A 26,657-nucleotide genomic window follows, 5' to 3' on the forward strand; every position below is an offset into this window, starting at 1 on the left:
AATGCTTAAAACAGGGAAAGATGTTCCGCGACCGGGCCAATCGCCAGGGCGGGAATAAAGGTCAGGGCACCGACCAGCAGCACGGTGCCAATCAGCAGGCCGATAAACAGCGCATCGTGAGTGGCAAGCGTGCCGGGCGTGGTGGGCTGGATTTTTTTGTTCACCAGCGACCCGGCGATGGCCAGCACGGGCACAATCACCGCAAAACGGCCCAGCAACATGCAAAACGCCAGCAGGCAGTTCCAGAACGGAGTGTTGGCGCTTAATCCTGCAAAGGCGCTGCCGTTGTTGTTTGCCGCAGAGGAAACGGCGTAAAGCACTTCGCTAAAGCCGTGGGTGCCTGGGTTGAGCATGCCGCTGCGCCCGGCGTCGGTCATCATCGCCAGTGCGGTGCCGAGCAATACCAGCGTCGGCGTCACCAGAATCGCCAGCGCGGTCATTTTCATTTCAGGCACGTCGATTTTTTTACCGAGATACTCTGGCGTACGGCCAATCATCAGCCCGGCGATGAACACCGCCAGCAGAACGAACAGCAACATGCCATACAGCCCGGAGCCGACACCGCCAAACACCACTTCACCAATTTGCATCAACCACATCGGCACCATGCCGCCAGGTGCGGTAAACGAGTCATGCATTGCGTTGACCGCGCCGCAGGATGCCGCCGTAGTCACCACCGCATACAGGCTGCTGGCAAGAATGCCAAAGCGGCTCTCTTTCCCTTCCAGGTTAAGATTGCTGTCTGCGCCCAGCGCCATCAGGTGCGGGTTGCCTTTGGTTTCCGCCCACATCACTACCGCGACGCAAATGACAAAGATGATGCCCATTGCCCACAGAATCGCGCGGCCCTGGCGTTTGTCGTTCACCACTTCACCAAAAGCGAAGCAAAGCGCAGCAGGGATCAGGAAGATCGCCAGCATCTGCACGAAATTCGTTAGCGCAGTCGGGTTTTCAAACGGATGCGATGAGTTGGCGTTGAAGAAACCGCCGCCGTTGGTGCCGATCATTTTGATCGCTTCCTGTGAGGCTACAGGCCCCATCGGCAACTGCTGGCTAATGCCTTCCAGCGTGGTGATGTGCTGATACGGCAGCAGGTTTTGCAGCGTGCCTTGCTGAATAAAGAACAGCGCAACCAGCAGCGATAACGGCAGAAGCACCCACAGCGTGATGCGCACCAGATCGACCCATGCGTTCCCAAGCGTCGTTACACGCTGGCGGAAAAATGCGCGGGCGAGGGCGAAAAGCACCGCGATACCGCTCGCCGCCGACAGGAAGTTTTGCACGGTCAGGCCAGCCATCTGGCTGAGATAACTGAGCGTGGTTTCCCCGCCGTATGATTGCCAGTTGGTATTGGTGACAAAGCTGACAGCAGTGTTAAGCGCCAGATGCCAGGAGAGCCCCGGGAACCCCTGCGGATTAAACGGCAGCACGCCCTGGAGCATCAGCAGCGCGAACAGGGCGACCAGTCCGCAAAGGTTGAGCAGCAGAATGGCGAGCGCATACCGCTGCCAGCTCATTTCGTCGGTCGAAATCCCCAGCGTTCGCCACAGTACGGCTTCACCGCGCAGTGGTTCGTTGGCGATCATGCCCGCCAGCATTTTGCCTAACGGGCGCGCCAGTATGAACAGAACGACTAAGAAACTGGCGATAAGTAAAAATCCCTGAGCGGCCATCAGAACACCTCCGCCTTCAGCAGGGCGTACACCAGATACGCCAGTAACAGGAACACCAGCACCATGCCGGCTATTACGCCTGTAGTCACAACCCACCTCCAACACATTAAGTGATTGGATTAACGGTAGGATTTTCGGTGCAAAGATTTCGCAAAAATCAGGGGGAGGGGTGTAAAAAAAGTATAAAAATGGCAAAGACCATGATTTAACTCATGGTTAGTATTAATTTAACTTTTTTGTAACTTAGTTACAGTGTGAATGTAAATTAAACTTAGATAACCAAAAATAAGTGGTCGGATGAGTAGTAAAATTACAGTCAAAGCGGTATTATTTTAACCAGATTACTGAGATTCATTTTTATGGCGTTTATTGCCAGCCAACGAACACAAAATCATTCAGGTTGCATCAAGGCGGCAAGCGCGTGAATCCCCTGGAGCGTACAAATGTACGTGACTGGGGTGAGCAAGCGCAGCCAACGCAGAGGCAGCTTGAAGGATGAAGTGTAAGGGGAGAGAATTATGGAACTGTATAAAGAATATCCAGCACATATTGTCATTTTGCGTCGTACTTTCGCCGTGGCGGCTGGCGTCATTGCCCTGCCGATCATGCTGTTCTGGAAAGATCGCGCACGTTTTTACAGCTATCTGCATCGCGTCTGGTCGAAAACCAGCGATAAGCCGGTGTGGATGGATCAGGCCGAAAAAGCAGCGAGCGACTTCTACTAAGCGCTGCACAGCCTGTAAATCAGACTTTTCAACGAGAACCGCCGTCATTTGACGGCGGTTTTTTTTATGCCTGCTGGCTACACTTACAGAGAGGAAGTAAGGAGTCAGTATGCAAAAGAAAATCCCCGTTGGCATCAGCGCCTGTCTGTTAGGTGAGCCCGTCCGTTTTGACGGCGGCCATAAGCGTTTGCCCTTTGCGGTGGAAGAGTTATCGCCGTGGGTGCGTTTCGAGCCGGTTTGCCCGGAGATGGCAATAGGTTTACCTGTGCCACGCCCGGCGTTACGGCTGGTGAAGGCGGCGCAAGACGAGGTTGCACTGCGTTTTAGTGATGGCAGGGAAGGTGATTTAACCCAGGCTATGCGCGACTTTAGCGCGCAACGCATAGAATCTTTCGATAGGCTTTGTGGCTATATCGTCTGCGCAAAATCACCCAGTTGCGGTATGGAGCGGGTGCGCATTTATGAAGTGGACGGCAAAAACAACCGTAAAGCCGGGCGCGGTATTTACACCGAAGCGCTGATGGCGCGCTTTCCGTGGCTACCCGTGGAGGAAGATGGGCGGCTGCACGATCCGGTGTTGCGCGAAAACTTTGTCGAGCGCATATACGCGCTGCATGAACTGAACAGCCTGCGCGAAGAAGGCCTCACGCGCGGCAAACTGATTGCTTATCACAGCCGCTACAAACTCTCACTGTTGGCCCATTCACAGCCTGATTACCGCGAACTGGGCCGTTTTGTCGCCACGTTACATGAGTGGGAATCGCTCGACGCGTGGTTTATTGCTTATCGCCAGCGGCTGATGAACCTGCTTTCTATTCCGGCCACCCGGCGTAATCACACCAATGTGCTGATGCACGTGCAGGGTTATTTCCGTAAACAGCTTAACAGCCGCCAGCGCCAGGAGCTTTCAAGCCTGATTGAGGGCTACCGTCTGGCCACGCAGCCGCTGCTTGCGCCCGTTACGCTGCTCAAACACTATATGGCAGAATTTCCCGATACTTATCTCGCCACACAACGCTATTTCGACCCCTGGCCGGAGGCCCTTCGTTTACGTTATGGATCTTAATGCAGGAGCGCTATGCCCACCCATCTGATGTGGTTTCGCCACGATTTACGCCTGAATGACAATCTTGCGCTATCTGCTGCCTGTCGCTCTGCCGATGCGACGGTGATAGCGCTGTATATCGCCACGCCAAAGCAGTGGCAGCAACATGCGATGTCCCCCAGACAGGCGGCATATATTTATGCCCACCTCACTGCGCTGCGCGGGTCGCTGGAAGAGAAGGGGATCCCGCTGGCGTTTGTGGAAGTCGATGACTTCGCTGCAAGCGTAGAGGCGTTAAAAGCCTTTTGCGATGAGCATGAGGTGAGCTCTCTTTTCTACAATTATCAATATGAAGTGAACGAACGTCAGCGCGATGCCGCGGTAGAAAAAACGCTGGACGGGGTGCGCTGTCAGGGATTTGATGACAGCGTGATCCTGCCGCCGGGCGCGGTGATGACCGGCAATCATGAGATGTACAAAGTGTTCACACCGTTTAAAAAAGCGTGGCTGACGCGCCTGAATGACGGCATGCCTGAGTGCGTCGCGGCCCCCGCGAAGCGGAAAAATGCGGCGCACAACGTAACCCTTTCGCCGATTACGTTCAGCTATTCGCATCAGGATTTTGATGCATCGCTTTTTGCCGCCGATGAAAAAAGCGCGATTCGCCAGCTACGGCAGTTCTGCCAGCAGGGCGCGGGGGAGTACGCGTCTGCACGTGATTTCCCGGCGATTGAGGGCACCAGTCGTTTGTCTGCGGCGCTTGCCGTCGGGGCTATCTCCCCGCGCCAGTGTCTGCATCGCCTGCTGACCGAACAGCCCAAAACGCTGGATGACGGGCCGGGAAGCGTCTGGCTTAATGAGCTAATCTGGCGTGAATTTTACCGTCATCTGATGACCTATAACCCGGCGTTGTGTAAACATCGCCCCTTTATCGGCTGGACGGAACGGGTGAAATGGCGCGTCTCGCCTGAGCATCTGAAAGCCTGGCAGGAAGGGCAAACGGGCTACCCGATTGTCGATGCGGCGATGCGGCAACTTAACGCCACGGGCTGGATGCATAACCGCCTGCGGATGATCGCCGCCAGTTTTCTGGTGAAAGATCTGCTTATCGACTGGCGCGAAGGTGAACGTTACTTCATGTCGCAGTTGATTGATGGCGACCTGGCGGCGAACAACGGCGGCTGGCAGTGGGCGGCGTCTACCGGCACGGATGCAGCGCCTTACTTCCGCATCTTCAACCCGACCACTCAGGGCGAACGGTTTGATAAAGAGGGCCAGTTTATTCGCGCGTGGGTCGGAGAGTTAGCGGAGGTTCCGCAAAAAGCGATTCATGAACCCTGGAAATGGGCGGATAAAGAGGGTGTAACGCTTGCGTATCCGCGCCCGATTGTCGATCACAAACAGGCGCGGGGTGAGACGCTTGCCGCCTATGAGGCGGCGCGGAAAGGTTGATTCATCAGGCTTCAACGGCAATCCGACGGGCGCGGAATTTCAGCGCCTGGTAGAGCCAAATGACTAGCACTGCACCCACGCAGGCCAGCGCGCCCCAGGTAATCTCGCTAAAGACGTCAATGTAGGCGTCGATAGCGTAGTTCACCGCGCCCGCCGCATCGAAGGCGCTTTGCGATGTCTGGTCGGCAATCACGCCCGCCAGATAGTTGGCGATCGCCCCGGACAGCAGCATGTAGATCCCGGTCAGTACGCCGGTCACGCCGGGAATTTCAATACGCGTAATTTGCGACATGGCGACCGGGTCGATAAACAGTTCGGCAAAGCCCATTACCGCCATCCCCAGCACCATCAGCGGCAAAGAGGAGTGACCGTAGGCCGCTGACCAGCGTGCGCTGAGGGTCAGAATGCAAAAACCTGCGCTCATCAACCCTAAACCCAGGGCAAATTTGCCCCAGATACGCACGGTACGGTTGCCGCTCACCCCTTCTTTAATCAGCCACGCCAGCACCACGCCGCAGAGCATTACCGCAAAGCCGTTCACCGACTGGAACATGGCGGTAGGGACTTCATATCCGAAGATATCGCGGTTTACGAAGCGGTCGATGTACAGGCTAATGGAGCTGCCGCCCTGCTGCGCGAAGGCCCAGAACAGCATGCTGAAGAAGGTCAGCACCACAATCAGCCCCAGCTCTTTACGCTGTTTGCTGTTTTCCGCTTTGGTGTAGATTTTTGCCAGCACGCCAAGGCCAATCACCGTGGCGACAATCAGCGCATACACCGACCACTCTTTCCAGAACAAAACGGTGATCAGCAGTGGCGTGGCAACCAGCAGCACCAGCAGCCAGCCCCAGTTTGGCAGACCAAACTGGCATGCATGCAGCGCCGCTTTATTGACGCCCGCGGTATGGGTGAAGTGGCGATTACCGCACAGGAAAATTACCAGCCCGGCCAGCATACCAATGGCCGCCAGCGCAAAGCCCATTGCCCAGCTATACTCCTGCTGCACGTAGCCGCAAGCGATGGGGGCGACAATTGAACCGATGTTCCCGGCGGCGTACAGCAGTGAGAATCCCCCGTCACGACGCGGATCTTCCGGATGATATAGCTCGCCGAGCAGGCAACTGACGTTAGATTTAAACAACCCATAACCGCAGACAATAATTGCCAGCGACAGGTAGAGGAACACCGGCGCTATTTCGCTGGCACCCAGCACCAGGTGACCGACCACCATCAGGAACGCGCCGATCATGACGGCCATACGATTTCCCAATAACTTGTCTGCGAGGAAGCCGCCGAGGATAGGGGTCACGTAAACCAGTGAACAGTAGGCGCTGAACAGTGCATAGGCGTGGTTATCGTCGTACTTAAGCTGGTTGGTGAGATACAGAATCAGCAGCGCGCGCATGCCGTAAAAGCTGAAGTATTCCCAAATTTGCAGGGCGACAAGGTAGTAAATCGCTCGCGGCTGTGACGTGTTCATAGTGCTTTAACCTCGGTTCTGTCCAGCATCTCAGCGCCGGATAGATTTGTTTTCGTGATGTATTTTTGCGAAGCAGCTCAAAATATTTATGTAATATGCTGTCTGTTTGCATAAATATACAGGATATCGTTCAGGTAAAGAAAAGTAATTTGTGTGATTAAATGTTGATAGGGCTCGTTTGACGCACGATTTCGACTACAAAGAATGGGTTATCGACGTCAGGCGAAGAGGACGCTATTTTAGTCTGTGATACGACATTCGCGCACAAGGGAGCGATGATGAAAAATACCGAGCTGGAACAACTGATTAACGAAAAACTCGGCAGCGCCGCCTTCAGCGACTATGCGCCAAATGGCTTACAGGTCGAAGGTCGTGAAGAGATTCAAAAAATTGTTACCGGGGTGACCGCCAGCCAGGCGTTGATTGACGAAGCAGTTCGCCAGCAGGCGGATGCGGTTATCGTTCATCACGGTTACTTCTGGAAAGGTGAATCACCGGTGATTCGTGGCATGAAGCGCAACCGCCTGAAAGCGTTGCTCAGCAATGACATTAACCTTTTTGGCTGGCATTTACCGCTGGATGCGCACCCGGAGTTGGGCAACAACGTGCAGCTGGCGCAGTTGCTGGGCATCAATGTGATGGGCGAAATCGAGCCGCTGGTGCCCTGGGGTGAGCTCTCCATGCCGGTTTCCGGGCTTGAGCTTGCTTCATGGATTGAAGCGCGTCTGGGACGCAAACCACTGTGGAGCGGCGATACCGGGCCGGATAAAGTCAGCCGCGTAGCGTGGTGCACCGGCGGTGGACAAGGCTTTATCGATAGCGCCGCCCGTTTTGGGGTGGATGCGTTTATCACCGGCGAAGTGTCCGAACAAACCATCCACTCCGCCCGTGAACAGGGGCTGCATTTTTATGCGGCAGGGCATCACGCCACTGAACGTGGCGGCATTCGCGCATTAAGCGAATGGCTGAATGAAACAACCGATCTGGATGTGACCTTTGTCGACATCCCTAACCCGGCCTGATTAAAGAGGGTAAAGAGTGCAGCGAGCGCGTTGTTATCTATTGGGGGAAACAGCGGTGGTGCTCGAACTCGAGCCGCCGGTCACCCTGACGAGCCAGAAAAGAATCTGGCGATTAACTCAGCGTCTGGCTGAGCAACCGGAAGTGGTGGAAGCCATTCCGGGTATGAATAACATTACGGTGATTTTGCGTAACCCGCAGGATCTGGCCCTTGATGCCATTGAGCGTTTACAGCGATGGTGGGAGGAGAGTGACGCGCTGGAGCCGGAATCCCGCTATATCGAAATTCCGGTGATTTACGGCGGTGAGCAGGGGCCCGATCTCAATGAGGTCGCGCAACATAGCGGTCTGACGCCAAAGCAGGTCGTTGAACTGCACTCATCGGTGGATTACGTGGTGTGGTTCCTCGGTTTCCAGCCGGGCTTCCCGTACCTTGGCGGCCTGCCGGAACAACTCGCCATGCCGCGTCGCGCCGAACCGCGTTTGTTGGTTCCGGCGGGATCGGTGGGGATCGGCGGCGCGCAAACCGGGATCTACCCGCTCGCGACGCCGGGTGGCTGGCAGCTAATTGGCCTGACTTCGCAGCCGTTGTTTGATCCACAGAAAGACGATCCGGTGCTGTTACGCCCCGGCGATACCTTGCGCTTTGTGCCGCAAAAGGAGGGCGTATGCTAAAACTCATTCGCGCCGGGCTTTATACCTCGGTACAGGACTGCGGGCGAGAAGGGCTGAGGCAGTCGGGGATCAGCCGCTGCGGCGCGCTGGATAAACCCGCGTTGATCACCGCTAACCTGCTGGTGGGCAATGACGCCAACGCTGCTGCACTGGAAATCACCCTTGGGCAGGTCAGCGTTGAATTTACCCGCGACGGCTGGTTTGCCTTAACCGGTGCAGGCTGCGATGCGCAGCTGGATGATAAACCGGTCTGGAGCGGCTGGCGACAATGGGCAAAAGCCGGGCAGCAGTTGGTTCTTAAGCGCCCCGTTCACGGCATTCGTAGCTATCTTGCGGTAGCGGGCGGAATTGATGTCCCGCTGGTGCTGGGGTCGCGCAGTACGGATCTGAAAGTGGGCGTTGGCGGTCTGGAAGGGCGGCGATTGCAGGATGGCGATACGCTGCCGCTGGGTGAAGCGTTGCGCCCGTTCGACGGGCCGCAGGGGGTGAAACAGTTACAGCACAGCAACCGCATCCGTGCGCTGCCGGGGCCGGAATATCATGAGTTCGATAAAGCGTCACAGGACGCGTTCTGGCGTTCACCGTGGCAGTTGAGCCCACAAAGTAACCGCATGGGTTATCGCCTGCAAGGGCAACCACTGATGCGCCAGACCGATCGCGAAATGTATTCGCACGGCCTGCTGCCGGGTGTGGTGCAGGTGCCGCATAACGGCCAGCCGATTGTGCTGATGAACGACGCGCAAACCACCGGCGGCTATCCGCGCATAGCCTGTATTATCGAAGCCGATATGTATCAACTGGCGCAAATTCCCCTCGGGCAACCGATTCACTTCGTTCCCTGTACGCTGGAGGAGGCGCTAAAGGCGCGCCAAGATCAGCAGCGTTATCTGGAACAACTGGCATGGCGACTCAACGATGCACATTGATTTAAATGCTGATTTAGGTGAAGGCTGCGGCAGCGATGCCGCCCTGTTACAACTGGTCTCTTCCGCCAATATCGCCTGCGGCTTCCACGCGGGCGATGCGCAAACCATGGTTGAAAGCGTGCGTGAGGCGCTGAAAAACGGCGTGGCGATTGGCGCGCATCCCAGCTTCCCTGACCGCGAAAACTTTGGCCGCACAGCAATGCAGCTGCCGCCGGAAACGGTCTACGCCCAGACGCTGTATCAAATTGGCGCGCTGGATACCATCACTCGTGCGCAGGGCGGCATTCTGCGCCATGTAAAACCGCACGGCATGCTCTATAACCAGGCGGCCAAAGATCCACAACTGGCGGATGCCATCGCCCGTGCGGTGCATGACTGTTCGCCATCGCTGATTTTAGTGGGCCTGGCAGGGAGCGAGTTGATTCGCGCAGGCGAACGTTACGGGTTGGTTACGCGGCAGGAAGTGTTTGCCGACCGAGGTTATCAGGACGATGGTAGCCTGGTGCCACGCAGCCAGCCGGGCGCACTCATCAGCGATGAAGAGCAGGCGCTGGCGCAAACGCTGGAGATGGTGGAATCAGGACAGGTGAAAAGTATTAACGGTGTCTGGACGCCGGTAATTGCACAAACGGTATGTCTGCATGGCGACGGGGAACACGCACTCCTTTTCGCGCGCCGTTTGCGTCGCGCGTTTGACGAGCGCAGTATAAAAATTAGCGCATAAGCGCATATAACTAGATGTTTTACAACAACATAACATAACGAAAACAGGGTGGAGAGTATGGGAGAGATAGTATCTCTCTGGCCGCTGATGGGTATCGCCGTCATTGTGGCTGGATTTTTATTGCGTTTTAACCCGGTACTGGTGGTGATTGCCGCTGGTATCGTCACCGGTCTGGCGGCACATATGCCGCTGCTGACTATCCTCGAAAAGCTCGGCGAGGGCTTTCTCAACACGCGTAACCTGCCGTTTATCCTTCTGGTGCCGCTGGCGGTTATCGGCCTTCTTGAACGTCACGGGCTGAAAGAGCGCGCTCAGGCGTGGATTGCCAAAATTCACAGTGCGACCGCCGGGCGCTTGCTGGTGGTCTATCTCTTTGTGCGGGAAGCCACGGCGGCGCTGGGGCTGACCAGCCTCGGTGGTCATCCGCAAATGGTGCGCCCGCTGCTGGCGCCGATGGCGGAAGGTGCGGCGGAGAAGACGCACGGTGAATTGCCTGGTGCAGTGCGTTATCGCCTGCGTGCGATGTCGGCCGCGACCGATAACGTCGGGCTGTTCTTTGGTGAAGATATCTTCGTGGCCTTCGGCGCTGTTATCTTCATGCATAACTTTATGCTGGAGTCAGGCGGTATTCAGACCGAACCGCTGCACATCGCCCTGTGGGGTATCCCTACCGCATTGTGCGCATTCCTGATCCACGGCGCGCGGATGTGGCGGCTGGATAATTACCTGCAACGCGAAGTGGCGAAAGCCCATGCTGCGGCAGCCAGGGGAGACGCATAATGCATTTTCAACAAAGTTATCTCTACTGGCTGGCGGGGATCGTGCTGCTGATTGTGGCGCTGATGTCCTGGGGCGACAAAGCCAACCCGCGTCGTCTGACGACGGGCCTTTTCTGGGGTGTCTACGGCCTGCTGTTTTTACTCGGCGACTGGGCTTATGAACTGGTTGGCGACAAGCGTACGGTGCATATCGCCGTTGGCGTGGCGGTGGTGCTGATGGCGCTGATTGCCGGTTTCGGCGGCGTACGTTTGGGGAGCTATTCTCAGCGCACGCAGAAACAGCGTGAAGAGAGCGCCAGCCGTCTGGGGAACCGTCTTTTCTATCCTGCGCTGGCGATTCCGGTGGTGACGGTTATTGGCGTGCTGCTGTTTAACAACGTGCCGGGCTTACAGACCTCGCTGTTTGGCGAAGGCAATCACTCCACGCTGGTCACGCTTTTCTCGATGACCGTCGGCACGCTGATTGGTCTGGCAATGGCAATTAAAATGACCCACGAGCGCGTGCATCAACCAATTCAGGAAGCGCGTCGCCTGCTGGACTCCATCGGCTGGGCGTTTATTCTGCCGCAGATCCTGGCGACCCTCGGCCTGCTGTTTACCGCCGCAGGTGTGGGCGAAGGGATTTCGTGGCTGACCAAAACCTATCTTGCGGTCGACAGTCGATTCATTGCCGTGGCGGTGTATACCATCGGCATGGCCTTGTTAACGATGGTGATGGGCAACGCCTTTGCGGCCTTCCCGATTGTCACGGCGGGGATAGGGATCCCGATTCTGGTGTTGCAGCACGGCGGCAACCCGGCGGTGATGGCGGCGATTGGCATGTTCTCAGGCTACTGCGGTACGCTGATGACGCCGATGGCGGCGAACTTCAATATCGTTCCGGCAGCATTGCTGGAACTGCCGGATAAAAACGCGGTGATCAAAGCGCAGGTGCCGACGGGCGTGCTGTTGCTGCTGGTTAACGTTTTCCTGCTCTATTTCCTGATGTTCCTGTAAGGAGTGAAAATGCGCACAGTGTTAATCACCGGGTTTGAACCGTTTGATGGCGAAGCGGTTAACCCTTCATGGGAAGTCGTTTCGCGTCTTGATAATGCTATCATCGGCGGGTGCCGCGTGGTGGCGCGTCAGCTGCCGTGCGTCTTTGGGGAGGCGCTGATTGAACTGAACGCGGCCATCGATTCGCTCTCGCCCACGCTTGTTCTGAGCGTCGGGCAGGCAGGGGGGCGCACGGATATCAGCGTTGAGCGCGTGGCGATTAACGTTGATGACGCCCGCATTCCTGACAACCGGGGCAATCAGCCGGTCGATACGCCGATTGTGGCCAATGGCCCGGCGGCGTGGTTTAGTTCGCTGCCGATCAAAGCCATCGTGAGCGCGCTGCGTGATGTGGGTGTTCCCGCGTCAGTGTCGCAAACGGCGGGCACTTTTGTGTGTAATCACGTGATGTATGGTCTGCTGCATAAACTGAGCGGTATACCGGAAGCGAAGGGCGGTTTTATCCATATTCCGTATTTGCCGCAGCAGGCGGCGGCGCATCCTGGTGCGCCGAGCATGGCGGCGGAAACCGTGCGTCAGGGACTGGAACTGGCGATTGCCACTGCCTTGCAGGTGGAAAACGACATTCCGATTACTGGCGGCGCAACGCATTAACAAAGGACGACACTATGCCTGAAGGCCCGGAGATCCGCCGTGCGGCGGATAGCCTGGAGGCAGCTGTTAAAGGCAAACCGCTCACTGAGGTGGGGTTTGCCTTCGAACAACTGAAACCTTATGAATCCCAACTGGTGGGGCAGTGCATTACCCATATCGAAACGCGCGGTAAAGCGCTTCTCACCCATTTTTCTAACGGTTTGACGCTCTACAGCCATAATCAGCTTTACGGCGTGTGGCGGGTGGTAAAGGCGAATTCCGTGCCGCAAACCACGCGCGTATTGCGCGTGAAGCTGCAAACGGCGGACAAAGCGATTCTGCTCTACAGCGCTTCAGACATCGAAATGTTGACGCCCGAGCAACTGACCACGCACCCGTTTTTACAACGCGTGGGCCCGGACGTGCTCGACCTTAAGCTGACGGAAGCCGATGTTAAAGCGCGTTTGTTGTCGCCGCGTTTTCGCAATCGTCAGTTTTCCGGATTGTTACTTGACCAGGCGTTTCTCGCCGGGTTAGGCAATTACCTGCGCGTTGAGATTCTCTGGCAGACGCAGCTTGCCCCGCAGCGTAAAGCCTCGCAGCTTTCTGATGCACAGCTTGATGCGCTGGCGCAGGCGTTGCTGGCGATCCCGCGGCTGTCATACAACACGCGCGGGCGGGTGGATGAGAATAAACATCACGGCGCATTGTTCCGCTTTAAGGTTTTTCATCGCGAGGGTGAAGCTTGCGAGCGCTGTGGGGGCGTGATTGAAAAGACGAGTATGTCGTCGAGGCCGTTTTACTGGTGCCCGAATTGTCAGAAGTAGGGTGGTTTTGGCCGGATGAGGGTTTACATCATCCGGCCCTGTATGGTGGGCATATTTATTCGCTGTCTTTGAACAGCGGGAGCCCCTGGGATTTCCGCCAGCGTTTGATTTCTTTAACGATACCTTCAGGGCTATCTTCTCTATCTTTGGGTGGGTAAAACAACAGCCCATTTCCTTCCGGATGTGTTACGATTTGGTCAAAGTATTCTACTAATGAATCAATGTATGACTCTCGTTCTTTGCCTTTGAGATTCTTGGGGTTTTTGAAAAATTCATTAAGAAATTCAAGAAACTCTTCTTCTGTGTAATCTTCAATAGCTGGTTTAATCAACATTTTGAAACCCTTTATTTACTGTGAGTATTAATGTGATTTTCAGGCGTGTTTACGTGCATATTATCTATGTCATAAACCTCACCTTTATTCTTAATGTAAATGACAGCTAAGCCAAAAGAGAGTGCAAGCCTGAGATAAGCAGATTGTGAGGAGGGCGTCAATTAGGATGGTTATTTAGAAGAAAGAAATAGAAGTGATAAATAAATACACAAAGAAATATTGAAAAAGAAAATGGTTTAAAGCGAGGGAAGCTGCCGGTTTCCCGGCAGCCTGGCAGATTAATGCTTCAGGTCAGATTTAAAATCGCGTTTTTCGTAGCCGGTATAAAGCTGACGAGGACGGGCGATTTTCATGCCTTCGCTGTGCATTTCATTCCAGTGCGCAATCCAGCCCACGGTACGCGCCATCGCGAAGATAACGGTAAACATGGAAGACGGAATGCCCATCGCTTTCAGAATGATGCCGGAGTAGAAGTCTACGTTCGGGTAGAGTTTCTTCTCGATGAAGTACGGGTCGTTCAGCGCGATGTGTTCCAGCTCCATCGCCACTTCCAGCAGGTCATCTTTGGTGCCCAGCTCTTTCAGCACTTCATGGCAGGTCTCACGCATCACGGTCGCGCGCGGGTCATAGTTTTTATAAACACGGTGACCGAAGCCCATCAGGCGGAAAGAATCATTCTTGTCTTTCGCACGACGCACGAATTCCGGAATGTGTTCAACAGAGCTGATCTCTTCCAGCATCTTCAGGGCAGCTTCGTTGGCGCCGCCGTGTGCCGGCCCCCACAGGGATGCAATACCGGCCGCGATGCAGGCAAACGGGTTCGCGCCGGAGGAGCCTGCGGTACGCACGGTAGAGGTTGAGGCGTTCTGTTCGTGGTCAGCGTGCAGGATCAGAATACGGTCCATTGCGCGTTCCAGAATCGGGTTCACTTCATACGGTTCGCACGGCGTGGAGAACATCATGTTCAGGAAGTTGCCCGCGTAGGAGAGGTCGTTGCGCGGGTAAACAAACGGCTGGCCGATAGAATATTTGTAACACATCGCCGCCATGGTCGGCATTTTAGACAGCAGGCGGAATGCAGCGATATCGCGATGACGCGGGTTATTCACATCCAGCGAGTCGTGGTAGAACGCCGCTAAGGCACCGGTGATCCCGCACATTACCGCCATTGGGTGAGAATCGCGGCGGAACGCGTGGAACAGACGAGTGATCTGTTCATGAATCATGGTGTGGCGGGTAACGGTGGTTTTGAATTCGTCATACTCAGCCTGCGTTGGCTTTTCACCGTGCAGCAGGATGTAGCACACTTCGAGGTAGTTAGATTCAGTGGCTAACTGGTCAATCGGGAAACCGCGGTGCAGCAGGATGCCTTCATCACCATCAATAAATGTGATTTTGGATTCGCAGGATGCGGTAGAGGTGAAACCAGGGTCAAAAGTAAAAATGCCTTTCGAACCCAAACTACGGATATCAATAACATCCTCACCGAGCGTGCCTTTTAGCACATCCAGTTCAATAGGAGTGTCACCACCGAGGGTGATTTTTGCCTTTGTATCAGCCATTTACGGTCTCCTTAGCGCCTTATTGCTTAAGGCTGCCGGCTACCTGGTTTGCATTCAAATGATAGTTTAACGTGACCAGTTTGTTATTTGGCTCAAGGCTCTGCTGCAGAGGTGATACCAGGGTACAGAGCAAATGGCGCTTGACGGTACGCGTTTAATCTACAGTGAAACATCAGCAAATCAGGACATTAGCAGCCCGAATAGTCAAAACCTGTCTATCACTAATATCTTTCCTGATAACTTTGGTCAATAGCAGGACACTGTTACATAACTTATTATCAGGTGAAAGAGTGACCCCATAACTTTTGCGCATTATATGCTTTTTCAGGTGATGGTTGTAACAATAATGTTTAATATTTGTCAAATCACGTGATTAATTTTTAAAATATTGTTGTAATCGTGACGTTGATCACTGTTCAGCATAAAACCCGACAAACTATATGTAGGTTAATTGTAATGATTTTGTGAACAGCCTATACTGCCGCCAGGTCTCCGGAACACCCTGCAATCCCGAGCCACCCAGCGTTGTAACGTGTCGATTTAGCATCTGGAAGCAGAGTTTTATATGACGCGAAGTTATAGATAAGGACGCTGTCTGACCCGCAAGCAGACCGGAGGAAAGGAAACAATAAGAACAGCATGTGGGCGTTATTCATGATAAGAAATGTGAAAAAACAAAGACCTGTCAACCTGGATCTGCAAACGATCCGGTTCCCAATCACGGCGATAGCGTCCATTCTCCATCGCGTCTCCGGAGTCATAACGTTTGTGGCTGTCGGTATTCTGCTTTGGTTGCTGGGCACCAGTCTCTCCTCTCCGGAAGGCTTCCTTTATGCGTCCTCCATCATGGGCAGCTTCTTCGTTAAATTTATTATGTGGGGCATTCTCACCGCGCTGGCGTATCACGCCATCGTAGGGATTCGCCATCTGCTGATGGATTTTGGCTATCTGGAAGAAACCCTCGAAGCAGGTAAGCGCTCCGCCAAAATTTCTTTTGTTATTACTGTCGTGCTTTCAATTCTTGCAGGAGTCCTCGTATGGTAAGCAACGCCTCAGCATTAGGACGCAACGGCGTACATGACTTCATCCTGGTACGCGCCACCGCCATCGTCCTGACTCTGTACATTATCTACATGGTTGGCTTTTTCGCGACGAGCGGCGACCTCACCTGGGAAGTCTGGAGTGGTTTCTTCTCCTCTGCGTTCACCAAAGTGTTCACCTTGTTGGCCCTGTTTTCTATCCTGATTCATGCCTGGATTGGCATGTGGCAGGTGCTGACCGACTACGTTAAACCGCTGGCACTGCGCATGGTGCTGCAACTGGCAATCGTTGTTGCGCTGGTGGTTTACGTCATTTATGGATTTGTTGTGGTGTGGGGTGTGTAATGAAACTGCCAGTAAGAGAATTTGATGCTGTTGTGATTGGTGCCGGTGGCGCGGGTATGCGTGCGGCACTGCAAATTTCCCAGAGCGGCCAGACCTGTGCGCTGCTCTCTAAAGTTTTCCCAACCCGTTCGCACACCGTTTCCGCGCAGGGCGGTATTACCGTCGCGCTGGGTAACACCCATGAAGATAACTGGGAATGGCACATGTACGACACCGTAAAAGGGTCGGACTACATTGGTGACCAGGACGCTATCGAATATATGTGTAAAACTGGCCCGGAAGCGATTCTGGAGCTGGAACACATGGGCCTGCCGTTCTCCCGTCTGGATGATGGTCGTATCTATCAACGTCCGTTTGGCGGCCAGTCGAAAAACTTCGGTGGCGAGCAGGCGGCACGTACTGCGGCGGCAGCTGACCGTACCGGTCACGCACTGCTGCACACCCTTTATCAGCAGAACCTGAAAAACCACACCACTATTTTCTCTGAGTGGTACGCGCTGGATCTGGTGAAAAACGCCGATGGCGCAGTGGTCGGTTGTACCGCCCTGTGTATCGAAACCGGTGAAGTGGTTTACTTCAAAGCTAACGCCACCGTGCTGGCGACCGGTGGCGCAGGCCGTATTTATCAGTCCACCACTAACGCGCATATCAACACCGGTGACGGCGTCGGTATGGCCCTGCGAGCCGGTGTTCCGGTGCAGGATATGGAAATGTGGCAGTTCCACCCAACCGGTATCGCCGGTGCGGGCGTGCTGGTGACAGAAGGCTGCCGTGGTGAAGGTGGTTACTTGCTGAACAAACACGGCGAGCGCTTCATGGAGCGTTATGCGCCGAATGCGAAAGACCTGGCGGGTCGTGACGTGGTGGCGCGTTCCATCATGATCGAAATCCGTGAAGGTCGTGGCTGTGACGGTCCCTGGGGCCCACACGCGAAACTGAAACTCGACCACCTGGGTAAAGAAGTTCTGGAATCCCGTCTGCCGGGCATCCTTGAGCTTTCCCGTACCTTCGCCCACGTCGACCCGGTTAAAGAGCCGATTCCGGTAATCCCAACCTGCCACTACATGATGGGCGGTATTCCGACCAAAGTGACCGGCCAGGCGCTGACCGTGAACGAGCAGGGCGAAGATGTGGTGATTCCGGGGCTGTTTGCGGTAGGCGAAATCGCCTGCGTATCGGTTCACGGCGCCAACCGTCTGGGCGGCAACTCGCTGCTGGATCTGGTGGTATTTGGCCGTGCGGCGGGCTTGCATCTGCAGGAATCTATCGCTGAGCAGGGCGCACTGCGCGATGCCACCGAAGAAGAGATTGACGCTTCTCTGGAACGTCTGAATCGCTGGAACGGTAACCGTGACGGTGAAGATCCGGTCGAAATCCGCAAAGCGCTTCAGGAATGTATGCAGCACAACTTCTCGGTATTCCGTGAAGGTGATGCGATGGCGAAAGGTCTTGAGCAACTGAAAGCCATTCGTGAGCGTCTGAAAAATGCCCGTCTGGACGACACTTCCAGCGAATTTAACACCCAGCGTGTTGAATGCCTGGAGCTGGATAACCTGATGGAAACCGCTTACGCGACTGCTGTTTCCGCGAACTTCCGCACCGAGAGCCGTGGCGCGCATAGCCGCTTCGACTATCCGGATCGTGATGACGCAAACTGGCTGTGCCACTCCCTGTATCTGCCAGAGTCTGAGTCCATGACGCGTCGTAGCGTCAATATGGAACCAAAACTGCGTCCGGCGTTCCCGCCGAAGATTCGTACTTATTAATGCGGAGACAGGTCAATGAAACTCGAATTTTCAATTTATCGTTATAACCCGGATGTCGATGACGCTCCGCGCATGCAGGAATATACCCTGGAAGGCGAAGAAGGGCGCGACATGATGCTGCTGGATGCCCTCATCCAGTTGAAAGAGAAAGACCCAAGTCTGTCGTTCCGCCGCTCCTGCCGTGAAGGGGTATGTGGTTCCGATGGCCTGAACATGAACGGCAAAAACGGTCTGGCCTGCATCACGCCCATTTCGGCGCTGGGCAATGGCAAGCAGAAGATTGTCATCCGTCCGCTGCCTGGTTTACCGGTCATTCGTGATTTGGTGGTAGACATGGGGCAATTCTATGCACAATATGAGAAGATTAAGCCTTACTTGTTGAATAATGGGCAAAATCCTCCTGCTCGTGAGCACCTCCAGGGGCCAGAGCAGCGTGAAAAACTCGATGGGTTGTACGAGTGTATCCTGTGTGCATGTTGCTCGACGTCCTGCCCATCGTTCTGGTGGAACCCGGATAAGTTTATCGGCCCGGCAGGTCTGTTGGCAGCGTACCGCTTCCTGATTGACAGCCGTGATACCGAAACCGATAGCCGCCTTGATGGCCTGAGTGACGCTTTCAGCGTATTCCGCTGCCATAGCATCATGAACTGCGTCAGTGTATGTCCGAAGGGGCTGAACCCGACGCGTGCGATTGGTCATATTAAGTCGATGTTGTTACAGCGCAGTGCGTAAGTAAAAACGCCTTATCCGGTGCACAGTGCCGGATGCGGCGTAAACGCCTTATCCGGCCTACAAGTAAGCACCCGTAGGCCTGATAAGCGAAGCGCCATCAGGTGTAACAAAGATATGCAGGAAACCTCTAAAAACTGCCCCTAATTATGTTTGACAGTTTTTAAAGGTTCCTTCGCGAGCCACTACTTAGACAAGAGCTCGCAGGTGAACCCCGGCACGTACAGCCAATGTACGTGGTAGTATCCACGGCGAAGTAAGCATAAAAATGCTTAAGGGATCACGATGCAGAACAGCGCTTTGAAAGCCTGGTTGGACTCTTCTTACCTCTCTGGCTCGAACCAGAGCTGGATAGAACAGCTCTATGAAGACTTCTTGACCGACCCTGACTCGGTAGACGCTAACTGGCGTTCGACGTTCCAGCAGTTACCTGGCACCGGAGTCAAACCGGATCAACTCCATTCCACCACGCGTGAATATTTCCGTCGTCTGGCGAAGGATGCCTCACGTTACTCTTCTTCGATTTCCGACCCTGACACCAATGCGAAGCAGGTTAAAGTCCTGCAGCTCATTAACGCTTATCGCTTCCGTGGTCACCAACAGGCCAATCTCGACCCGTTAGGACTGTGGCAGCAAGATAAAGTGGCAGACTTAGATCCGTCTTTCCACGATCTGACCGAGGCCGATTTCCAGGAAAGCTTTAACGTAGGCTCGTTTGCTATCGGCAAAGAGACGATGAAGCTGGGCGATCTGCTTGAAGCACTCAAGCAAACCTACTGTGGCTCCATCGGTGCGGAATATATGCACATCACCAGCACCGAAGAAAAACGCTGGATTCAGCAGCGCTTCGAGGCCGGGCATGCCACCTTTACGGCGGAAGAGAAAAAACGCTTCCTGAGCGAACTCACCGCGGCGGAAGGTCTGGAACGCTACCTGGGTGCGAAATTCCCGGGCGCGAAACGCTTCTCGCTGGAAGGTGGGGATGCGTTAATTCCGATGTTAAAAGAGATGATTCGTCACGCGGGTAACAACGGTACGCGTGAAGTGGTGCTGGGTATGGCGCACCGCGGTCGTCTGAACGTACTGATTAACGTGCTGGGTAAAAAATCTCAGGACCTGTTTGACGAGTTTTCCGGCAAACACAAAGAGCACCTCGGCACCGGTGACGTGAAGTATCACATGGGCTTCTCGTCTGACTTTGAAACCGACGGCGGCCTGGTACACCTGGCGCTGGCGTTTAACCCGTCACACCTGGAAATTGTCAGCCCGGTGGTTATCGGCTCCGTGCGTGCGCGTCTGGATCGTCTGGATAACCCGAGCAGCAACATGGTGCTGCCAATCACCATTCACGGTGATGCGGCGGTTGCAGGGCAGGGCGTAGTTCAGGAAACCCTGAACATGTCGAAAGCGCGTGGTTACGAAGTGGGCGGTACCGTTCGCATCGTCATTAACAACCAGGTCGGCTTTACCACCTCTAACCCGCTGGATGCGCGTTCCACACCGTACTGTACCGATATCGGTAAGATGGTGATGGCGCCGATTTTCCACGTGAATGCGGATGACCCGGAAGCCGTTGCGTTTGTCACCCGTCTGGCGCTGGACTTCCGTAACACCTTTAAACGTGATGTCTTTATCGACCTGGTATGCTACCGCCGTCACGGCCATAACGAAGCCGACGAGCCGAGCGCAACTCAGCCGCTGATGTATCAGAAAATCAAGAAACACCCGACTCCGCGTAAGATCTATGCTGACAAACTTGAGCAGCAGAAAGTCGCCACGCTGGAAGATGCCACCGAAATGGTCAACCTGTACCGTGACGCGCTGGACGCGGGCGAGTGCGTGGTGAAAGAGTGGCGTCAGATGAACCTGCACTCCTTTACCTGGTCGCCGTACCTCAACCATGAGTGGGATGAAAGCTATCCGAACAAGGTTGAGATGAAGCGCTTGCAGGAGCTGGCTAACCGTATCAGTACGGTGCCGGATGCGGTCGAAATGCAGTCTCGCGTCGCGAAGATTTATGGCGATCGTCAGTCCATGGCCGCAGGCGAGAAACTGTTCGACTGGGGTGGTGCAGAAAACCTGGCCTACGCCACGCTGGTTGATGAAGGCGTTTCCGTCCGTCTGTCTGGTGAAGACTCCGGTCGCGGGACCTTCTTCCACCGCCACGCGGTCATTCACAACCAGGCGAACGGCTCTACTTATACCCCGTTGCAGCACGTGCATAACGGCCAGGGCGAGTTCAAAGTGTGGGACTCCGTGCTGTCTGAAGAAGCGGTGCTGGCGTTTGAATACGGTTATGCCACTGCAGAGCCGCGCACGCTGACCATCTGGGAAGCGCAGTTCGGCGACTTCGCCAACGGCGCACAGGTAGTTATCGACCAGTTCATCTCCTCTGGTGAGCAGAAATGGGGCCGTATGTGTGGCCTGGTGATGCTGCTGCCGCATGGTTATGAAGGACAGGGTCCGGAGCACTCTTCTGCGCGTCTGGAACGTTATCTGCAACTTTGTGCTGAACAAAACATGCAGGTTTGCGTACCGACCACCCCGGCACAGGTTTACCACATGCTGCGTCGTCAGGCGCTGCGCGGGATGCGTCGTCCGCTGGTGGTTATGTCACCGAAATCCCTGCTGCGCCACCCGCTGGCGGTCTCCAGCCTGGATGAACTGGCAAACGGCACCTTTATGCCGGCGATTGGCGAAATCGACGAACTGGATCCGAAAGCGGTGAAACGCGTCGTGCTTTGTTCTGGTAAGGTTTATTTCGACCTGCTCGGACAGCGTCGTAAGAACGAGCAGAAAGATGTCGCCATTGTGCGTATTGAGCAGCTCTATCCGTTCCCGCATCAGGCGATGCAGGAAGCGCTTAAGCCGTTCGCCCACGTGCATGATTTCGTCTGGTGTCAGGAAGAGCCGCTCAACCAGGGCGCCTGGTACTGTAGCCAGCACCATTTCCGTGAAGTCATTCCCTTTGGAGCGTCTCTGCGTTACGCAGGTCGCCCGGCCTCCGCTTCACCTGCGGTAGGATACATGTCCGTTCACCAGAAACAGCAACAAGATCTGGTCAATGACGCGCTGAACGTCGATTAATTAAAGGATACACAATGAGTAGCGTAGATATTCTGGTCCCTGACCTGCCTGAATCCGTAGCAGATGCCACCGTCGCAACCTGGCATAAAAAACCTGGCGACGCGGTTGTTCGTGATGAAGTGCTGGTAGAAATCGAAACTGACAAAGTGGTACTGGAAGTACCGGCGTCGGCAGACGGCATTCTGGATGCAGTCCTGGAAGACGAAGGCACGACCGTAACCTCTCGTCAGCTCCTGGGTCGCCTGCGTGAAGGCAACAGCGCCGGGAAAGAAACCAGCGCCAAGTCTGAAGCAAAAGATTCTACTCCGGCGCAGCGTCAGCAGGCGTCTCTGGAAGAACAAAACAACGATGCGCTCAGCCCGGCGATTCGCCGTCTGTTGGGTGAACACAACCTCGAAGCCAGCGCCATTAAAGGCACGGGCGTCGGTGGTCGCATCACCCGTGAAGACGTAGAAAAACACCTGGCGAAAGCGCCGGCTAAAGCGGAAGCGCCTGCCGCTGCAGCAGCTGCAGCGCCGGTTGCACCGCTGGCTGGCCGTAGCGAAAAACGCGTCCCGATGACTCGCCTGCGTAAGCGTGTGGCAGAGCGTCTGCTGGAAGCGAAAAACTCCACCGCCATGCTGACCACGTTCAACGAAGTCAACATGAAGCCGATTATGGATCTGCGTAAGCAGTACGGTGAAGTGTTTGAGAAGCGTCACGGCATCCGTCTGGGCTTCATGTCCTTCTACGTGAAAGCGGTTGTTGAAGCGCTGAAACGCTACCCGGAAGTGAACGCGTCCATTGATGGCGAAGATGTGGTTTATCACAACTACTTCGACGTGAGCATGGCAGTGTCTACGCCGCGCGGCCTGGTGACCCCGGTTCTGCGTGATGTTGATTCTCTGGGCATGGCTGACATCGAAAAACGCATTAAAGAGCTGGCGCTGAAAGGGCGTGATGGCAAATTGACAGTAGAAGATCTTACCGGCGGCAACTTTACCATTACAAATGGTGGTGTTTTCGGTTCTCTGATGTCTACCCCTATCATCAACCCGCCGCAGAGCGCTATCCTGGGCATGCACGCCATTAAAGATCGCCCAATGGCTGTGGATGGTAAGGTAGAAATTCTGCCGATGATGTACCTGGCTCTCTCTTACGACCACCGTCTGATCGATGGCCGTGAGTCGGTTGGTTTCCTGGTGGCGATTAAAGAGCTGCTGGAAGACCCGACTCGCCTGCTGCTGGACGTGTAGTCACTTTGTCCGGCGCGCGTCGCCGGACAGGAGCATCACCTGTAGGCCGGAGAGCGTTAGGCTCTCCGGCGAAACAAAGAAAGTCAGGATGAATATAGCCTGGCGATGATTACCTGAAGGATGGATAGAACACATGAACTTACATGAATATCAGGCAAAACAACTTTTTGCCCGCTATGGCTTACCGGCTCCGGTGGGTTATGCCTGTACTACTCCGCGTGAAGCAGAAGAAGCCGCTTCAAAAATCGGTGCAGGTCCGTGGGTAGTAAAATGTCAGGTTCACGCTGGTGGCCGCGGTAAAGCGGGCGGTGTGAAAGTCGTGAAGAGCAAAGAAGAAATTCGCGCTTTTGCTGAGCACTGGCTGGGTAAACGTCTGGTGACCTACCAAACGGATGCGCACGGTCAACCGGTTAACCAGATTTTGGTTGAAGCAGCGACGGATATTGATAAAGAACTCTATCTGGGCGCGGTAGTCGATCGTTCCTCTCGTCGCGTGGTCTTCATGGCGTCTACCGAAGGCGGCGTGGAAATCGAGAAAGTGGCGGAAGAAACCCCGCACCTGATCCACAAAGTAGCACTGGATCCGCTGGCGGGCCCGATGCCGTATCAGGGTCGCGAACTGGCATTCAAACTGGGTCTGGAAGGTAAGCAGGTTCAGCAGTTCACTAAAATCTTCATGGGTCTGGCGACCATCTTCCTTGAGCGCGACCTGGCGCTGATTGAAATCAACCCGCTGGTTATCACCAAACAAGGCGACCTGATCTGCCTCGATGGCAAACTGGGCGCTGATGGTAACGCACTGTTCCGCCAGGCTGACCTGCGCGAAATGCGTGACCAGTCTCAGGAAGATCCGCGTGAAGCGCAGGCTGCACAGTGGGAACTGAACTACGTTGCGCTGGACGGTAACATTGGTTGCATGGTTAACGGTGCGGGCCTGGCAATGGGCACCATGGACATCGTTAAACTGCACGGCGGCGAACCGGCTAACTTCCTCGATGTTGGCGGCGGCGCAACCAAAGAGCGCGTGACCGAAGCATTCAAAATCATCCTTTCCGATGACAAAGTGAAAGCCGTTCTGGTTAACATCTTCGGCGGTATCGTCCGTTGCGACCTGATCGCTGACGGCATTATCGGTGCGGTAGAAGAAGTTGGCGTAAACGTACCGGTTGTTGTTCGTCTGGAAGGTAACAACGCCGAACTCGGCGCGAAGAAACTGGCTGATAGTGGCCTGAATATTATTGCAGCGAAAGGTCTGACGGATGCAGCAGTACAAGTTGTTGCAGCAGTGGAGGGGAAATAATGTCCATTTTAATTGATAAAAACACCAAGGTTATCTGTCAGGGCTTCACCGGTAGCCAGGGGACTTTCCACTCCGAGCAGGCGATTGCTTACGGTACGCAGATGGTTGGCGGCGTAACGCCAGGTAAAGGCGGCACCACGCATCTGGGTCTGCCAGTATTTAACACCGTGCGCGAAGCTGTAGAAGCCACCGGCGCTACCGCATCGGTTATCTACGTTCCGGCACCGTTCTGCAAAGATTCCATTCTGGAAGCTATTGATGCAGGCATCAAACTGATTATCACCATCACCGAAGGTATCCCGACGCTGGATATGCTGACCGTGAAAGTGAAGCTGGACGAAGCAGGCGTGCGCATGATTGGCCCGAACTGCCCAGGCGTTATCACCCCGGGCGCGTGCAAAATCGGTATCCAGCCAGGCCACATTCATAAGCCGGGTAAAGTGGGCATCGTTTCCCGTTCCGGTACCCTGACTTATGAAGCGGTTAAACAGACCACCGACTACGGCTTCGGCCAGTCCACCTGTGTGGGCATCGGCGGTGACCCTATTCCGGGCTCTAACTTCATCGATATCCTGAAAATGTTCCAGGAAGATCCGCAGACTGAAGCGATCGTGATGATCGGTGAGATCGGCGGCAGCGCGGAAGAAGAAGCGGCGGCGTACATTAAAGATCACGTCACTAAACCGGTTGTTGGTTACATCGCGGGCGTTACTGCGCCGAAAGGCAAACGTATGGGCCATGCTGGCGCCATCATCGCGGGCGGTAAAGGTACGGCAGACGAGAAGTTTGCTGCACTGGAAGCGGCTGGCGTTCGTACCGTTCGCAGCCTGGCCGATATCGGCGAAGCGCTGAAAGTGGTACTGGGATAAAAATCCTCTCAGCTCCCCGGTAAGCTTCAAGAAATATGGAGCAGGGGAGCCTTATATGTTCGATTTCGACATGGTTGGCCATCGTATGATGGCCTTTTTTATTTATCGTAACTTCTACCGGGCGCAATTCTCAAAATTGCCTGTCGCTCTGTTCTTTGCCTCCCTTTCCGTAATAATGCTGCCAGATTTTCTGTTCTCATATCGTTAAAAGGACTTATTGATGAAAAAAGTGGCATTGGCGATGGCATTCGCATCATTAGGGATGAGTTGTGGCATTCAGGCTTCTCCCATCAACGTCGATATATTAAGTGCAACGGTTAAGGATAAACATATCGACGGCGCATCGGTGACTTTGCAGCGCAATGGCGCGCAGTCGGTGACGGGGGTAACTAATGCATCCGGTCGCGTTGAACTGGCATCGACATTCTCTGACGATCAGGACGCGTTATTGATCGTAAAAAAAGAAGGTTATTCTAACCTGGTTGTTAAATGTCCTTGCGCTGGGATGACTTACGCCATTAGTCCGGTGATGACCAACCTTGATGGAATGCGTGTGGTACTGAACTGGGGGAATACGCCCTATGATCTTGATTCGCATCTCATGTTCCCGGGTGGACATGTCTTTTTTAGGCATAAAGAAGGCGTTGATGCGAATCTTGACGTTGATGATACGGACAGCTATGGTCCTGAAACCGTCACTATCAGCAAAAAGCATTTCGGTGATAGCTACATCTATGCGGTTCAGGACTTTAGCAATAACGCACGCCCTGAAAGCGACCGGCTTTCCGCCAGCAGTGCGAAAGTATTTGTTTATGTAGGCAGTTCTCTGGTGCGCAGTTATAGCGTTCCCGTGGGAAAAACAGGGAATATCTGGACGGTATTTAAGCTCAATCCCAACGGCGAGTTTGAAGATATCAACACCATAACGGGTGCCAACTTTGGCGATCGCCCTCAGGGAGTAAGTGACTTACCCAACGTGTTAGCGTCTGCAACAATGGCCGCAACGTCAGCCCCTGTAGTACAACATAGTGGTGATATTACGCTGGCAAAACAGTATAACCGCGAAGGTGAGGCTATCTATAAAAATGGTCAGCTTGAGCAGGCTATTGGCTATTTCCAGCGAGCAACTGAATTAGATGGTAATTACGGCCAGGCCTTCAGTAATCTTGGGCTGGCTTATCAGAAAAATGGCCAAATTGCGGAAGCGATCTGGGCTAATCGCAAAGCTATTTCACTGGCGAGTGGGGCTAATGCGGCAACAACGCGGGCTAACTCGTATTATAACATCGCGAAAATCTATGAAAATGCCGGGCAAAATGCAGACGCATTAAGGCATTATCAACTGGCGAATGCAGAAAAAAACAAACCCACTTATGAAGAGGCGATTGCGCGCGTAAAAGCGAAAATGTAGGGTTCCTGTAATTTGCTTTTTTGC

At 54.5% G+C, this 26,657-nt stretch carries 27 protein-coding genes; 21 read left to right on the forward strand and 6 right to left on the reverse strand.

Features of this window, described 5'->3' with window-relative positions:
- Positions 1-5 precede the first annotated feature (5 nt).
- Together kdpA and kdpF are read right to left on the reverse strand one after the other, a co-directional pair.
- Complete coding sequence (kdpA, locus tag F0Q32_RS19620; RefSeq protein ID WP_149464414.1) at positions 6-1,673, reverse strand: potassium-transporting ATPase subunit KdpA; 1,668 nt, start codon at positions 1,671-1,673, stop codon at positions 6-8.
- Positions 1,673-1,762: a K(+)-transporting ATPase subunit F gene (kdpF, locus tag F0Q32_RS19625; protein ID WP_149464415.1), complete on the reverse strand. Its 90-nt coding sequence runs from the start codon at positions 1,760-1,762 to the stop codon at positions 1,673-1,675. Before kdpF ends, kdpA begins: the two co-directional genes overlap by 1 nt.
- A gap of 429 nt (positions 1,763-2,191) precedes the next feature.
- Here kdpF and F0Q32_RS19630 point away from each other — a divergent pair, with 429 nt between their 5' ends.
- The 3 genes from F0Q32_RS19630 (at position 2,192) to phrB (ending at position 4,895) form a co-directional block, all read left to right on the forward strand.
- Positions 2,192-2,398 (forward strand): YbfA family protein, encoded by a 207-nt coding sequence (locus F0Q32_RS19630; RefSeq protein ID WP_149464416.1) that lies wholly within the window; start codon positions 2,192-2,194, stop codon positions 2,396-2,398.
- Between the two features lie 109 nt (positions 2,399-2,507).
- The gene (locus F0Q32_RS19635) at positions 2,508-3,464 is read left to right on the forward strand and encodes a DUF523 and DUF1722 domain-containing protein (RefSeq protein ID WP_149464417.1); all 957 of its coding nucleotides are present in this window, start codon (positions 2,508-2,510) and stop codon (positions 3,462-3,464) included.
- Between the two features lie 12 nt (positions 3,465-3,476).
- Positions 3,477-4,895 carry a deoxyribodipyrimidine photo-lyase gene (gene phrB / locus F0Q32_RS19640; protein ID WP_149464418.1) on the forward strand — a complete coding sequence of 473 codons (1,419 nt, stop codon included), beginning with the start codon at positions 3,477-3,479 and terminating at the stop codon, positions 4,893-4,895.
- A gap of 4 nt (positions 4,896-4,899) precedes the next feature.
- Here phrB and dtpD read toward each other — a convergent pair whose 3' ends face one another.
- Complete coding sequence (gene dtpD / locus F0Q32_RS19645) at positions 4,900-6,375, reverse strand: dipeptide permease DtpD (protein WP_149464419.1); 1,476 nt, start codon at positions 6,373-6,375, stop codon at positions 4,900-4,902.
- 278 nt (positions 6,376-6,653) lie between these two features.
- Between dtpD and F0Q32_RS19650 the strand changes: the two genes are divergently transcribed.
- The 8 genes from F0Q32_RS19650 to nei are packed head-to-tail and all read left to right on the forward strand — an operon-like array spanning position 6,654 to position 12,955.
- Positions 6,654-7,397: a type 2 GTP cyclohydrolase I gene (locus F0Q32_RS19650; protein WP_149464557.1), complete on the forward strand. Its 744-nt coding sequence runs from the start codon at positions 6,654-6,656 to the stop codon at positions 7,395-7,397.
- A 16-nt stretch (positions 7,398-7,413) separates the two neighbouring features.
- The gene (gene pxpB, locus F0Q32_RS19655; protein ID WP_149464420.1) at positions 7,414-8,070 is read left to right on the forward strand and encodes a 5-oxoprolinase subunit PxpB; all 657 of its coding nucleotides are present in this window, start codon (positions 7,414-7,416) and stop codon (positions 8,068-8,070) included.
- Positions 8,064-8,996, forward strand: coding sequence for a 5-oxoprolinase subunit PxpC (gene pxpC, locus F0Q32_RS19660; protein WP_149464421.1), 933 nt, complete (start codon positions 8,064-8,066; stop codon positions 8,994-8,996). Before pxpB ends, pxpC begins: the two co-directional genes overlap by 7 nt.
- Complete coding sequence (pxpA, locus tag F0Q32_RS19665; protein ID WP_149464422.1) at positions 8,986-9,720, forward strand: 5-oxoprolinase subunit PxpA; 735 nt, start codon at positions 8,986-8,988, stop codon at positions 9,718-9,720. Before pxpC ends, pxpA begins: the two co-directional genes overlap by 11 nt.
- 57 nt (positions 9,721-9,777) lie before the next feature.
- Entirely contained in the window at positions 9,778-10,500 is a 723-nt protein-coding gene (locus F0Q32_RS19670) for a DUF969 domain-containing protein (protein WP_149464423.1), read from the forward strand.
- On the forward strand, positions 10,500-11,495 hold the full coding sequence (locus tag F0Q32_RS19675; RefSeq protein ID WP_015965326.1) for a DUF979 domain-containing protein: 996 nt from the start codon (positions 10,500-10,502) through the stop codon (positions 11,493-11,495). Before F0Q32_RS19670 ends, F0Q32_RS19675 begins: the two co-directional genes overlap by 1 nt.
- 9 nt (positions 11,496-11,504) lie before the next feature.
- Entirely contained in the window at positions 11,505-12,149 is a 645-nt protein-coding gene (gene pcp / locus F0Q32_RS19680) for a pyroglutamyl-peptidase I (RefSeq protein ID WP_149464424.1), read from the forward strand.
- Between the two features lie 14 nt (positions 12,150-12,163).
- The gene (gene nei / locus F0Q32_RS19685; protein ID WP_149464425.1) at positions 12,164-12,955 is read left to right on the forward strand and encodes an endonuclease VIII; all 792 of its coding nucleotides are present in this window, start codon (positions 12,164-12,166) and stop codon (positions 12,953-12,955) included.
- A gap of 55 nt (positions 12,956-13,010) precedes the next feature.
- Here the strand turns inward: nei and F0Q32_RS19690 are convergent, their stop codons facing one another.
- The 3 genes from F0Q32_RS19690 to F0Q32_RS19695 form a co-directional block, all read right to left on the reverse strand.
- A complete protein-coding gene (locus F0Q32_RS19690) occupies positions 13,011-13,289 on the reverse strand; it encodes a bacteriocin immunity protein (protein ID WP_149464426.1) in 279 nt (92 codons plus the stop codon).
- Between the two features lie 11 nt (positions 13,290-13,300).
- On the reverse strand, positions 13,301-13,450 hold the full coding sequence (locus tag F0Q32_RS26840; protein ID WP_370516895.1) for a hypothetical protein: 150 nt from the start codon (positions 13,448-13,450) through the stop codon (positions 13,301-13,303).
- A 117-nt stretch (positions 13,451-13,567) separates the two neighbouring features.
- On the reverse strand, positions 13,568-14,851 hold the full coding sequence (locus F0Q32_RS19695; RefSeq protein WP_149464427.1) for a citrate synthase: 1,284 nt from the start codon (positions 14,849-14,851) through the stop codon (positions 13,568-13,570).
- Positions 14,852-15,490: 639 nt separating this feature from the next.
- On the opposite strand from F0Q32_RS19695, the gene sdhC reads away from it, so the two are divergent.
- The 10 genes from sdhC to F0Q32_RS19745 all read left to right on the forward strand — a co-directional run bounded on the left by sdhC (position 15,491) and on the right by F0Q32_RS19745 (position 26,633).
- Positions 15,491-15,895, forward strand: a complete 405-nt coding sequence (sdhC, locus tag F0Q32_RS19705) for a succinate dehydrogenase cytochrome b556 subunit (RefSeq protein ID WP_015965319.1) — start codon at positions 15,491-15,493, stop codon at positions 15,893-15,895.
- Entirely contained in the window at positions 15,889-16,236 is a 348-nt protein-coding gene (gene sdhD / locus F0Q32_RS19710) for a succinate dehydrogenase membrane anchor subunit (protein WP_015965318.1), read from the forward strand. The genes sdhC and sdhD overlap by 7 nt, the downstream gene beginning before the upstream one ends.
- Entirely contained in the window at positions 16,236-18,002 is a 1,767-nt protein-coding gene (gene sdhA, locus F0Q32_RS19715; RefSeq protein ID WP_149464429.1) for a succinate dehydrogenase flavoprotein subunit, read from the forward strand. The genes sdhD and sdhA overlap by 1 nt, the downstream gene beginning before the upstream one ends.
- A gap of 15 nt (positions 18,003-18,017) precedes the next feature.
- Positions 18,018-18,734, forward strand: coding sequence for a succinate dehydrogenase iron-sulfur subunit SdhB (sdhB, locus tag F0Q32_RS19720; protein WP_015965316.1), 717 nt, complete (start codon positions 18,018-18,020; stop codon positions 18,732-18,734).
- A gap of 282 nt (positions 18,735-19,016) precedes the next feature.
- Entirely contained in the window at positions 19,017-21,818 is a 2,802-nt protein-coding gene (gene sucA / locus F0Q32_RS19725) for a 2-oxoglutarate dehydrogenase E1 component (RefSeq protein WP_149464430.1), read from the forward strand.
- A gap of 14 nt (positions 21,819-21,832) precedes the next feature.
- The gene (gene odhB, locus F0Q32_RS19730) at positions 21,833-23,053 is read left to right on the forward strand and encodes a 2-oxoglutarate dehydrogenase complex dihydrolipoyllysine-residue succinyltransferase (RefSeq protein WP_149464431.1); all 1,221 of its coding nucleotides are present in this window, start codon (positions 21,833-21,835) and stop codon (positions 23,051-23,053) included.
- 133 nt (positions 23,054-23,186) lie between these two features.
- Positions 23,187-24,353 carry an ADP-forming succinate--CoA ligase subunit beta gene (gene sucC / locus F0Q32_RS19735; protein WP_108473876.1) on the forward strand — a complete coding sequence of 389 codons (1,167 nt, stop codon included), beginning with the start codon at positions 23,187-23,189 and terminating at the stop codon, positions 24,351-24,353.
- Positions 24,353-25,222: a succinate--CoA ligase subunit alpha gene (gene sucD / locus F0Q32_RS19740; RefSeq protein WP_015965312.1), complete on the forward strand. Its 870-nt coding sequence runs from the start codon at positions 24,353-24,355 to the stop codon at positions 25,220-25,222. The genes sucC and sucD overlap by 1 nt, the downstream gene beginning before the upstream one ends.
- A 55-nt stretch (positions 25,223-25,277) precedes the next feature.
- The gene (locus F0Q32_RS26210; protein ID WP_188016890.1) at positions 25,278-25,430 is read left to right on the forward strand and encodes a hypothetical protein; all 153 of its coding nucleotides are present in this window, start codon (positions 25,278-25,280) and stop codon (positions 25,428-25,430) included.
- Positions 25,431-25,442: 12 nt separating this feature from the next.
- Positions 25,443-26,633 carry a tetratricopeptide repeat protein gene (locus F0Q32_RS19745; protein WP_149464432.1) on the forward strand — a complete coding sequence of 397 codons (1,191 nt, stop codon included), beginning with the start codon at positions 25,443-25,445 and terminating at the stop codon, positions 26,631-26,633.
- The last annotated feature ends 24 nt before the right edge of the window (positions 26,634-26,657 follow it).

The organism is Pseudocitrobacter sp. 73 (assembly GCF_008369545.1).
Taxonomy (GTDB): Bacteria; Pseudomonadota; Gammaproteobacteria; order Enterobacterales; family Enterobacteriaceae; genus Pseudocitrobacter; species Pseudocitrobacter vendiensis.